General features: G+C 29.3%; 12 protein-coding genes. 10 read left to right on the top strand and 2 right to left on the bottom strand.

From position 1 onward, the window contains the following. The first annotated feature begins 330 nt into the window (after positions 1–330). The 3 genes from B3N22_RS00155 to B3N22_RS00145 all read left to right on the top strand — a co-directional run bounded on the left by B3N22_RS00155 (position 331) and on the right by B3N22_RS00145 (position 3,939). Positions 331–1,671 carry an ATP-binding protein gene (locus tag B3N22_RS00155; protein WP_286903919.1) on the top strand — a complete coding sequence of 447 codons (1,341 nt, stop codon included), beginning with the start codon at positions 331–333 and terminating at the stop codon, positions 1,669–1,671. Positions 1,672–1,925: 254 nt separating this feature from the next. Beyond that, positions 1,926–2,651: a LytR/AlgR family response regulator transcription factor gene (locus tag B3N22_RS00150; RefSeq protein ID WP_286903917.1), complete on the top strand. Its 726-nt coding sequence runs from the start codon at positions 1,926–1,928 to the stop codon at positions 2,649–2,651. 19 nt (positions 2,652–2,670) lie between these two features. Beyond that, on the top strand, positions 2,671–3,939 hold the full coding sequence (locus tag B3N22_RS00145; protein WP_286903915.1) for a sensor histidine kinase: 1,269 nt from the start codon (positions 2,671–2,673) through the stop codon (positions 3,937–3,939). Here B3N22_RS00145 and B3N22_RS00140 read toward each other — a convergent pair. Both B3N22_RS00140 and B3N22_RS00135 read right to left on the bottom strand, forming a co-directional pair. Then, the gene (locus B3N22_RS00140; protein ID WP_286903913.1) at positions 3,925–4,059 is read right to left on the bottom strand and encodes an AgrD family cyclic lactone autoinducer peptide; all 135 of its coding nucleotides are present in this window, start codon (positions 4,057–4,059) and stop codon (positions 3,925–3,927) included. The genes B3N22_RS00145 and B3N22_RS00140 overlap by 15 nt on opposite strands. Before the next feature lie 102 nt (positions 4,060–4,161). Further along, positions 4,162–4,740: an accessory gene regulator B family protein gene (locus B3N22_RS00135; RefSeq protein ID WP_286903911.1), complete on the bottom strand. Its 579-nt coding sequence runs from the start codon at positions 4,738–4,740 to the stop codon at positions 4,162–4,164. A gap of 251 nt (positions 4,741–4,991) precedes the next feature. Here B3N22_RS00135 and B3N22_RS00130 point away from each other — a divergent pair, with 251 nt between their 5' ends. The 7 genes from B3N22_RS00130 (at position 4,992) to B3N22_RS00100 (ending at position 12,223) form a co-directional block, all read left to right on the top strand. Next, a complete protein-coding gene (locus B3N22_RS00130) occupies positions 4,992–5,948 on the top strand; it encodes a sensor domain-containing diguanylate cyclase (protein ID WP_286903909.1) in 957 nt (318 codons plus the stop codon). A gap of 246 nt (positions 5,949–6,194) precedes the next feature. After that, positions 6,195–7,631 (top strand): NAD(P)/FAD-dependent oxidoreductase, encoded by a 1,437-nt coding sequence (locus B3N22_RS00125; protein ID WP_286903907.1) that lies wholly within the window; start codon positions 6,195–6,197, stop codon positions 7,629–7,631. 13 nt (positions 7,632–7,644) lie between these two features. Beyond that, entirely contained in the window at positions 7,645–8,901 is a 1,257-nt protein-coding gene (locus B3N22_RS00120) for an NAD(P)/FAD-dependent oxidoreductase (RefSeq protein WP_286903905.1), read from the top strand. Between the two features lie 5 nt (positions 8,902–8,906). Further along, positions 8,907–9,272 carry a DUF1667 domain-containing protein gene (locus tag B3N22_RS00115; protein WP_286903903.1) on the top strand — a complete coding sequence of 122 codons (366 nt, stop codon included), beginning with the start codon at positions 8,907–8,909 and terminating at the stop codon, positions 9,270–9,272. A 52-nt stretch (positions 9,273–9,324) separates the two neighbouring features. Beyond that, positions 9,325–9,894: a glycerol-3-phosphate responsive antiterminator gene (locus tag B3N22_RS00110; RefSeq protein ID WP_286903901.1), complete on the top strand. Its 570-nt coding sequence runs from the start codon at positions 9,325–9,327 to the stop codon at positions 9,892–9,894. 109 nt (positions 9,895–10,003) lie between these two features. Further along, complete coding sequence (gene glpK / locus B3N22_RS00105; protein ID WP_286903899.1) at positions 10,004–11,494, top strand: glycerol kinase GlpK; 1,491 nt, start codon at positions 10,004–10,006, stop codon at positions 11,492–11,494. A 24-nt stretch (positions 11,495–11,518) separates the two neighbouring features. After that, positions 11,519–12,223 (top strand): MIP/aquaporin family protein, encoded by a 705-nt coding sequence (locus tag B3N22_RS00100; RefSeq protein WP_021803209.1) that lies wholly within the window; start codon positions 11,519–11,521, stop codon positions 12,221–12,223. Positions 12,224–12,312 lie beyond the last annotated feature (89 nt).

Raw genomic sequence — 12,312 nt, 5'->3', positions numbered from 1 at the left:
CCCCCTATTAGTAGTTGTTTTTACCATTTTTATGAAATGAATACAAATAGCAAAGTAATATCATAAGTGAATAATTTGTAATAGATTTATAAAAATAGAAATAAAAACAGTTTATATTGTTAAATTTAAGCTTATGCTAATGTGATTATATCAAATTTAATCTTATAGTGAAAGAATTAAATTTTTTCCTTGTCTTTTCATGGAAATTTATTACAAAGGCAATGGTATAGTTCTAAATTTTTAGTAAAAAAATTAACAAAGAATAAAGAGGTATATGAATTAAAACGTAGAATTATAATTTCTATAGGGAGTATAAGGAGGAGTATTATCATGATAAGCAATAAGATAAGAAGGATGAAAATTAATTTAGAATCCTTAGGAATATATAGGAATTTACTAAAGGATTCAGTTATTGAAAAATTGCATAAATTAATTAATTATTTAGATAAGAATGAAAATACAATTAGTGAAATAATTAACTTATATAATGATTTTTATTATGAGCTGATGGAAATTAATAATGGATTTGGGCTGAAACAATATATAATAAATAGGATAATATTAAGCGAAAACATATTTTCTAAAAAGGCTCAAAAAGATAATTTATGTAATATAGGGTTTTCAATTAAGCAAGCTGTAGCAAATGATTTAGATTCCTTAGAAAGTATAGGGAATTTTACAGCAGAATATATAAAAGAGCTATTTATAGAAGATGAAAATAATCCATATTTTGAGTTAGATAAACTACAAAATCTTGGGGAATGGGAAATAGAAATTATAGACGATGCATATATTGAAAGTAATTTTATAGTTGATAAATTTATGAATACTTCTCCTTGGAGTGTTTTAATTAATGATTTAGCTATAGTTTATAAAAATAATGGTATTGGTATATTTGGTGAATATAAAGGATTCTTATGGGAAGGAAAAGAGTTAAAAGGGGTACAGTGCTTAGATCCTATAAGACTTCAGGAACTAGTTAATTATGAAAGAGAGAGGAATATAATAATAGATAATACTATTGCATTTTTGAAGGGATATAAAGCTAATAATGTTTTACTATATGGTAGTAGAGGAACTGGTAAATCATCTACAGTAAAGGCTTTATTAAATGAGTATTATACAGAGGGCTTGAGAGTTATAGAAATTCCTAAACAGTATATAAGTACCTTTCCTAAATTAATAGGAATCATAAAAGATATACCTCAAAAGTTTATATTATTTATAGATGATTTAGCTTTTGGAGATAGTGAAGATACTTATACAGCCCTCAAAGCAGTTTTAGAAGGTGGATTAGAGACAAAACCTGATAATATAATAATATATGCTACATCAAATAGAAGACATTTAGTTAAAGAAAAGTTTAGTGATAGAGATGGGATGAGATTATCAGGAGCTGGTGACGAAATCCATGCTGCAGATGCAATGCAAGAAAAACTATCTTTATCAGATAGATTTGGGATAACAGTAACGTTTATATCACCAACTCAAAAGGAGTATTTAGAGATAGTAGATTCTTTAGCTAAAGCTAGAGGGATAGAACCAACCGAAGAAATCCATAAAAGGGCTATTCAATGGGAAATGAGTTATAACGGAAGATCGCCAAGGACAGCACGACAATTTGTAGATTGGCTTGAAGGAGAAATTTGTCAAAAAAAAATTAAAACTTAAATATGATAGAGTGGATAAAAGATCATATAACATATGGTCTTTTATATTTTGATAAAAAATATAATTAAATAATAGAAATAATTAAAATACAATTGACTAGATAGTAAGAGAATATTAAGATAAAATAAAGTAGTAGAGTAAAATTTTATGTAGATATAATAGATATATAAGGTAAACTCTAAAAATCAATTTTTAACTACGGCAAAATAGGCTGTAGTTTTAGTTTTGTTAATTGACTTAAGGGGGATTAAGACTTGTCAAATTTACTTTTAATAGAGGATGAGAGATATCAAGTAGAATCATTAATTAAAATTATTCAAGAGTTATCCTTAGATATAAATATTTTTCATGCTGATAGTGAGGCTAAGGGACTTGAAATATTAAATAAAGTTCCTATAGATTTTTTTTACATAGACATAGAATTAAAGGAAGGTTCGGGGATAAGCTTAGCAAATAAAATAAGAATGATAGATAAATATAAACTTGCTTGGATAATATTTATTACTTCAAACTCTAGCTATATGCTAAATGCTTTTAAAAAAATTCATTGTTACGATTATATTATAAAACCAATAAAAAAAGAGAAAATACAAAATATGACAAAACTTTTACATGAAAATAGTTATGCTAAAGAAGACAATGAAACGAAGTTAGACAAGCAATATGTAGTATTTGAAAGCAGAGGCGTAAGACTTAAGTTTTATATCGATGAAATCGTGTTTATAGAAGTTAAAATAAGAACTTTAACTGTTTATACAAAATTTGGTGTATATGAAATAGACAAGTTATCTTTGAAAAAAGCTTTAGAAAAAATTAATAGTGAAGATATAGTGCAAAGTCATAGAGCTTACGCTGTTAATAAAAAATATATCAAAGAAATAAGGCAGATATCTGTAACAAGTAGTGAAATATACTTTAGAGGATGCGAAGATAAAGCTTATTTGGGATCTAAATTTAAATTGAATTTTGAAAATATATAGAGGTTGGAGTTGGAGGAGAATGTTTAGTAGCGGAGTGTGGAGTTTTGTTTTAAGTTATATGGAGATGTGTGGGATATTTATATTATGGAGCAAGTTTGAAACCAAGAGCAAAAACAATATAGTTAAGTATGCAATAATATCGTTAGTAGCATGTTCTATAAATAATATTTTATCATATTTTGAATTTGAATATATTTTTTTTATAAATTATTGTTTAATAATATTTTTGGTAGCACTTGTATTTAAAAAAAACATACAGAAGTGTATAGTAGAGTTTGTAGTTGTAATTATTACAATAATATTTTTACAACTGTTGATTTTAGCTATATTAGCGTTACTAAGTAGTTTTGTAAATACAGAGATAATGAATAATAATGAAATTAAAGGATTAATTAGTAATACAATAATGATTTGTGGGACAATCATCATACATAAATACATTAAATATAGCAATCTCTTCACAAATAATATACATGTTCAGATTATTTTTTTCTATTTAATAAGTACATTTATATGTGTTTTTATAATAAGAAGCATATGGGAAACTGACTATACAATAATAGAGAAAAATATAATTAAATTTGGAGCATTGTTAATTGTATATATAATTATAAATATAAGATTCCTAAAAATACTAATATCATTAATAGAAGAAAAGAAAAATCTTGAGGCGTATAACAGATATTCTAAACTAACTACAGACCTAGTGAAAGATGTTAAAAGTAAACAACATGACTTTAAAAATCATCTAAGTACTATATATGGAATAGTTCAGGTTTCAGATGCAAGTGATTCTAATGAGAAAATAAAACAATATATTGAGGGATTAAATACATCACTCTCAAAAGAACAAAATCTGATATCTTTAGAAAATAAGGTTTTAGCAGGAATAATATATAGTAAATTTCAAAGAGCTGATGAAATGAATATTGAATTTACTTATAGTATAAATAGTGATACAAATTTGATACCGGTAAAAGATTATGAATTAGCTGAGATATTATTTAATTTATTAGACAATGCTTTTGAGGCAGTAGATAAACAAGATGATGATAGATGGGTAAACTTAATTATAGATAAGGAAAAAGAGAACTCCATTATTCATGTAACAAATAGTGGAGCAACAATTACAAATACAAATGAAATTTTTAAAAAAGGCTTTTCCACTAAAGGTAGCCAAAGGGGATTCGGCTTATATAATATTAAAAGCATAGTGGATAAGTATAGTGGTTCAATAGAAATAACCACTCAAAATGATAGTACAGAGTTTATTTTAATCTTCCATTAAATTTTCTGGAATTTCAGATTCTCCAAAAAGGCCAAAAGAACCCCATGGATTAGTGGATGAATATGCAACAACAACTAGAGCAGCTGATAGTATATTAAACAACTTTTTTTTAAGTTTCATAACCGTCCTCCTCATAATTTTATATTATAATAATATAAAATATGACAAGAAGTATGAATAAAAATTGCATGAATTATTGAAATGAAGGCATTAAAAATATTTTTAGTTTGCTTTAGCTGTAAATAGTAATTGTAAGGACTGTAAAAATATTGAGGCTATTGCACAATTAATATATAAAGTATTGCTTAAAAGTGTAAAAGAAAAAAACAAGAAAAAAAGTGTAATAAGGCAGGCAGCTAATTTATTTTTTAATATCATAGTAGGATTATCATATTTTTTATGTTTTCTACGATATTTACTTACTTTTGGTGAATTTATGTAAATAATTATTAGACTCAATATGGATAAAATTAAATGTATGATTAATGGTACTTGCCCAATATATTTAGGAGTTAGGTAGCTTGTTATCAAAAATACTAATATGGAAAAAGCTAAGCAAGCTTTATACGTGTAAAAATGTATTCCACCAGAATAGGATCTAATAGGACATAAAATTAAGAAAGATAATAAGAAGTATTTTTCTGTACCTAACATAAAAAATATAATAAACATTATTATAAATTTAGAGCTTTCACTTAATATTGCTTTTATAGCAAAGTTTATCTTAGGTATTTCTGAATCATTAATATCGCTATTTGAGCTTATATAATTTGTTAATTTTTCTGATACCAACTCGATCATTTATTTTCCCCCTAATAATGTAATATATACTATATTATTAAGGATTATAATGGGAATTTCAAGAGCATATTGTTTATGTTATGATATTGCTCAAAAATTAGTTTTGGTGAGTTGATATATTATGAATGAATTTAACAAAAATTTATCAATTTAATAGAAGGAATCGGTTAACTTTTGTTGAAATAATTGTATGTTGGATATTGTTTAAAAATATAGTATTTACAATATAAATTATTTAGGGGAAGATGTTAATGGTAGAATACTTTTTAATAGGATGTATAGTTGGTGTAATAATTGCAAGTATTTATCATAAAAGAATTAGCTTAAAGTCTTACAGAAAGACTCAGAACATAAAAAGGAATCAGAAAAGAATATTTAATTTAATCGAGAAGTCTAAAGACATAGTATATTGTTTTCAAATTTTACCTGAATTCAAGTTCATATACTTAAGTCCATCTATAGAAAAGTTTTTAGGGGAAGGTTTAGTTATGGAATGTTATAAAAACCCTAATAATCCTTTTGAGCTTATTCATCCAGATGATTTAAATATACTATATGACAAAATTTATGGAACTCTTGATTTTGAAAAACCTATAATACAGAGATGGAGAAATAGAGAAGGAAAATACTTGTGGTTTGAGGAACATGCTACTCCTATATACTCAAAAGGTAAGTTGGTAGCTGTTCAAGGGATAATAAGAAATATTGATGAAAAAATAAAATATCAATTAGGGTTAGAGTATAGAGTGACTCATGATATGTTAACAGGACTTTATAATAAGGATTTTTTTGAAAGAGCATGCAATAAATATGATGTAGAAATAGATTCTAAAGTGGCCATAATTATGTGTGACTTAGATAATTTGAAAACAACTAATGATGTTTATGGACATATGGAAGGAGATAACCTGATAAAAGGTGTTGGTACAATATTAAATAAATTCTCATCAACAAATTCAATAGTATCTAGAATAGGTGGGGATGAGTTTTGTATTTTGCTAACAGATTTAAATGAATCTTGCGTAAAGAAAATAGTTGAAGATATAGATAGAAATATACATAAGTTCAATGAGGTTAATTTAGGTGTAGATATAAACATATCGATAGGATATTCATTTAGTCAGAAATCTTTGGGGCATATGGATAGTTTATTTAAGAAAGCTGATTCGAATATGTATACAATTAAAAATAATAAGAAGGCAATATGAGGGGAAATAGTATTTTTCCCTTTGTTTTTTTGAAGATAGAATAATAAGAACGCCTCTCTAATATATTATAAAAGAAAATTAACAAAACTCTTGTAATCATTTTCTATAAGTGATAGAATAAACTTAAAGAAGAGAATATATGATTCGGCCGAGTATATGAGAGCCATCACAGTAAGTATTTAACTTATAGTGGTGGTTTTTTTGTCTTTTTTTAGGTGAAATTAAGGATTTTGGAGGGAATAAGGGATGTATGATGTAGTAGTAATAGGGGCAGGGGTTATAGGGAGTGCTATAGCTAGAGAATTATCAAGATATGAAATGAATATATGCGTTTTAGAAAAACATTCTGATGTATGTTGTGGTACATCAAAAGCTAATAGTGGAATTGTACATGCTGGTTTCGATGCTAAGACTGGAAGCTTGAAAGCTAAACTAAACGTATTAGGTAATTCTATGTATGATGAATATTCTAAAGAGTTAGACTTTCCTTTTGAAAGAAATGGATCCCTAGTATTATGCTTTAGTAAAGATGATATACATGTACTTGAAGAATTAAAAAAACAAGGCGAACGAAATGGAGTTCCTGAACTAAAAATAATATATGCACAAGAATTAAGGGAGAAGGAACCTAATATATCAGATACAGTAGTTGCAGCATTAGTAGCACCTACAGGTGGAATAGTAGATCCATTTAAAATGACTATAGCATTGGCTGAGAATGCTAATGTTAATGGCGTTGAATTTAAGTTTAATAGTAAAGTCGAATCAATAGAAAAGATTGATGATAATTATAAAATTATAACTAAAGATGCAATATATGAATCTAAAATAGTTATAAATGCCACTGGTGTATATAGTGATTACTTTAATAATATGATTAGTGAAAAGAAATTAAAAGTTACAGCAAGAAGAGGTGAATACTGTCTTTTTGACAAAATTGCAGGAAATGTAGTTTCGCATACAATATTTCAATTACCTAGTAAGTTAGGAAAAGGAATATTGGTTACTAAGACAATTGATGGAAATTTATTAGTTGGACCTAATGCAGTAGATTCAGAAGATAAAGACGACGTTAGAACAACAAGAGAAGGTCTTGAAGATATAATGTTTAAGGCTACTAAAAGTATTAATAATATACCTAAAAATGCTGTTATAACTTCTTTTACAGGATTAAGGTCAGTAGAGGAACATGATGATTTTGTAATAGGAGAAGCAGAAGATTCAAAGGGATTTATAAATGTTGCTGGAATCCAGTCGCCAGGATTATCTTCAGCTCCAGCTATTGGAGTATTGGTTAAGGATATAGTAGCTAATAGATTAAATCCTAATAAGAAGGCTGATTTTAATGGTAAGAGAAAAGATATAGTAAAGTTTAGTGAATTATCTAATGAAGAAAGAAACAAACTTATAAAAAATAGACCGGAATATGGAAATATAATATGCAGATGTGAGCTTGTAACTGAAGGTGAAATAATAGACGCAATAAGAAGACCATTAGGAGCAACAAATCTTGATGGAATAAAGAGAAGAACTAGAGCTGGGGCAGGTAGATGTCAAGCTGGATTTTGTACCTCTCGTACAGTTGAAATATTATCAAGAGAGCTTAATATACCACAAACAGATGTAACTAAATTTGGTGAAGATTCTTATATTCTTGTAGGTAAGAATAAAGAGAATATTTAAGGGAGGTGCAGTTATGAGAAAGCATGATGTAGTAATAATAGGTGGAGGTCCTGCAGGACTAGCTGCTGCAATTTCAGCAAGAGAAAATGGTATAGATGATATTATAATTTTAGAAAGAGATAACAAACTTGGAGGAATATTAAATCAATGCATTCATAATGGTTTTGGACTTCATACATTTAAAGAGGAGTTAACAGGACCTGAATATGCAGACAGATTTGTAGAGAAAGTTAAAGAATTACAAATTCCATTTGAATTAAATACAATGGTTATTGATATAAATAAGGATAAAATAATTACAGCTATAAGCAAAAATGGAGTTTTAGAAATAGAAGCAAAATCTATAATTCTTGCTATGGGATGTAGAGAAAGACCAAGAGGAGCATTAAATATACCAGGAAATAGATGTTCAGGGGTATTTACAGCAGGAACAGCTCAAAGATTTGTAAATATTGAAGGGTATATGCCAGGAAAAGAAGTTGTTATTTTAGGTTCAGGTGATATAGGACTAATTATGGCAAGAAGGATGACTTTAGAAGGCGCTAAAGTTAAAATGGTAGTAGAATTAATGCCTTATTCTGGTGGATTAAAGAGAAATATCGTTCAGTGTTTAGATGATTTTGATATTCCACTAAAATTAAGTCACACAATAATAGATATAAAAGGCGAAGGTAGATTAGAAGGGGTTACAGTAGCTCAAGTAGATGAAAATAGAAATATTGTTGAGGGAACTGAAGAGTATGTAAGTTGTGACACCTTATTACTGTCTGTTGGATTGATACCAGAAAATGATGTATCAAAGGGTATAGGGGTTGAAATGTCTAATGTTACATCAGGACCAATTGTGAATGAAAGTTTAGAAACTAATATTGAGGGTGTATTTGCTTGTGGTAATGTGTTACATGTGCATGATCTTGTAGACTATGTAACTCAGGAATCCTACAATGCAGGAAAATGCGCTGCACAATATATTAATGGAAAAAATAAAAGTGAAAATTCAATTAAGATAAAAGGAATAGAGGGAGTTAGATATACAGTTCCAAGTTATATAAATGAGGATAATGTAGAAAAGGAAGCTATGGTAAGATTTAGGGTTGGAAGTGTATTTAAAAATGAGTTTATTAGTGTGTATTTTGATAATGAAAGAGTAATGCATATTAAGAAAAGAATTTTAACTCCAGGTGAAATGGAAAGTGTGAAGTTATCTAAAACTTTATTAACTAAGTATCCTAATTGTGAGAATATAACAATAAAGGTTGAAAAGGAGTAGTTTATATGGAAAATAGAGAATTAACTTGTATATGCTGCCCATTAGGATGTGTATTAGAAGTAACTTTAGATGGAAAAGAGGTAAAGAGTGTTACAGGGAATAGTTGTAACAGAGGAGCAGCGTATGGGGTAAAAGAATGTACAAACCCTACTAGAATAGTTACATCAGTAGTAGATGTTGTAAATGGAGACATACCTATGGTTCCAGTTAAAACTGAACAGGATATACCAAAGGATAAAATTCAGGAATGTATAAGGGCTATCAAGGGGATAACTGTACAGGCGCCTATTGCTATAGGTGATATAATAGTTAGAAATGTAGCTAATACATCTATAAATATTATAGCAACAAGAAATGTAGCTAAAGCGTAAATAAGATGATATTATTAAGAGGTAATGTTTAATAATTCCAGTGGAGGTATTGATGAATAATTTAGGAGAAATTCTTATAGAGAATCCTGTTGTTGCAGCAATAAGAAATGAAGAGGATTTGGACAAGGTTATTGAAAGTGATGTGAAAATTGTATTTGTCCTCTTTGGGAGCATTGTTAATATAGCACAAATATGCAGACAATTAAAAGAGCATAATAAGATAGTATTTGTTCATATAGATTTAGTAGAAGGACTAAAAGGGGACTCTAAAGGAATAGAATATGTAAAAAAAATTGCAGAACCTTATGGGATTATTAGTACAAAACCAACTAACATAAAATATGCTAAGAATCTAGGACTAAATACGATACAAAGAATATTTATAATTGATTCATTATCGTTAGAGACAGGAATAAAAAATATAAAAACAGTACAACCTGATGCGGTTGAGGTTATGCCAGGAGTGGCAAGCAAGATAATAAAATCAATGGAGAGAAAAGTACATCTTCCCATAATAGCAGGGGGATTAATTCAAACCAAAAAAGATATAATTGAATCAATAGGAGCCGGAGCAGTAGCTGTATCAACAACTAAGAGAGTTTTATGGGAGTTAAATGAATAATTATTAAGAAATGAAATGGATTATGGATTATAAGTAATGGTAAATAATATGGGGAATTTACCGTTACCTTGTAATAAAAAAGAAAACGGTTACTAAGGGAGGTAATTAAATGGCAAAGTATGTAATGGCACTAGATCAAGGAACTACAAGTTCAAGAAGTATTATTTTTAATGAAGCAGGGGCTATAGTAAATGTTGCACAGAAAGAATTTACTCAAATATATCCTGAAGCAGGTTGGGTAGAACATGATCCTAAAGAAATATGGTCTACACAAATAGGGGTTGCTGCTGAGGCTATGGCAGGATTAGGAATATCATCTACAGATATTGCAGCAATTGGTATAACAAATCAAAGAGAGACTACTGTAGTATGGAATAAGAATACTGGAGAACCTGTATATAACGCAATAGTATGGCAATGTAGAAGAACTTCTAATATGTGTGATGAACTTAAATCTAAGGGATTTGACAAACCTATAAAAGAAAAAACTGGACTTATACTTGATGCCTACTTCTCAGCTACTAAAATAAAATGGATACTAGACAATGTTGAAGGTGCTAGAGAAGAAGCTGAAAAAGGCAATTTATTATTTGGAACAATTGATACATGGCTTATATGGAATTTAACAAAAGGACAAGTCCATGTAACCGATTATACTAATGCTTCAAGAACTATGTTATTTAATATACACGAATTAAAATGGGATAAAGAAATACTAGAAGAGTTAAATATACCTGCAAGTATGCTTCCAGAAGTAAAACCATCTAGTGCTATTTATGGATATACAGCTAATGGATTACTAGGAGGAGAAATTCCAATAGCGGGTGCTGCAGGAGACCAACAAGCTGCATTATTTGGTCAATGTTGCCATAATCCTGGGGATGCAAAAAATACTTATGGTACAGGATGCTTCCTTCTTATGAATACAGGAGAAAAAGCAGTAGAATCTAAAAATGGACTTCTTACAACTATAGCTTGGGGAGTTGACGGAAAAGTTGAATATGCACTAGAAGGTAGTGTATTTGTGGCAGGAGCTGCTATTCAATGGTTAAGAGATGAATTGAGAATGCTTAAGACTTCAGCTGACTCAGAAGAATATGCTAAGGCTGTTGAAGATACTAATGGAGTTTATATGGTACCTGCATTTGTAGGCTTAGGAGCACCATATTGGGATCAATATGCAAGAGGAACTATAGTTGGATTAACAAGAGGAACAAAGAAAGAACATTTTGTTAGAGCTACATTAGAATCTTTAGCATATCAAACTTATGATGTATTAAAGGCTATGGAACAAGATTCAGGAATAGAACTTCATACACTTAAGGTTGATGGAGGAGCATGTGCTAACAATTTCTTAATGCAATTCCAATCAGATATATTAGGTGTTCAAGTTGATAGACCTGAGGTTATAGAAACTACAGCATTAGGAGCTGCATACTTAGCAGGTTTAGCAGTAGGATACTGGCAAAATAAAAATCATATATGTGACAACTGGGCAATATCAAAATCATTTGAGCCTTCAATGGAAGATAACAAGAAAGAAAAACTTTTAAGTGGATGGCATGAAGCAGTAAAAAGATCACAAGCGTGGGAAAAATAAAATAGAATATGAGGGGGATATACCATGTCTATATATTTAGCTGAGATTATCGGAACTGCAATTTTAATACTTTTAGGTGATGGCGTAGTAGCCAATGTTGTTTTGAATAAAACTAAAGGAAATAATAGTGGATGGATAGTAATAACAACTGGATGGGCTTTAGCTGTTGCTATTCCTGCATTTATATTTGGAGGAGTATCAGGAGCACACTTTAACCCCGCATTAACATTAGGGTTAGCTGCAATAGGGAAATTTCCTTGGGAACAAGTACCAGGATATATTGTATCTCAAATGATAGGAGCATTTATAGGTGCATGCTTAGTATATGTAATGTATAAGCAACACTTCGATGCTACTGAAGACAAAGACAGTAAATTAGGCGTTTTTTGTACAGGTCCAGCTATAAGAGGTACAGCATCTAATTTTATATCTGAATTCATAGGTACATTTATACTTGTATTTGGTATACTTGGGTTGGGAAGAGTTGAAATGGTTGCTGGATTAGGAACAATAGCAGTAGGTATGTTAATTTGGGTAATTGGACTTACTTTAGGGGGAACTACAGGATACGCTATAAACCCTGCTAGAGACTTAGGACCAAGAATAGCTCATGCATTACTTCCAATTAAAGATAAGAGAGATTCTGATTGGGCATATGCATGGATACCAGTAGTAGCACCTATATTAGGAGCTGTGGTAGCAGCAATAACATTTAATGGAATATTTTAAATAGGTAATTAAGAAAGTGCTTTAGGGCACTTTCTTTTATGTTGAATATTTTTATTTCCATATGTTAACACTATAATCGATTGTTGAAA

Origin of the sequence: Clostridium sp. UBA1652 (assembly GCF_002320975.1) — a bacterium.
Classification (GTDB): Bacteria; Bacillota; Clostridia; order Clostridiales; family Clostridiaceae; genus Clostridium_T; species Clostridium_T intestinale.
The sequence above is the reverse complement of the archived record's forward strand: the minus strand, read 5'-3'. Positions and strand labels throughout refer to the sequence as shown.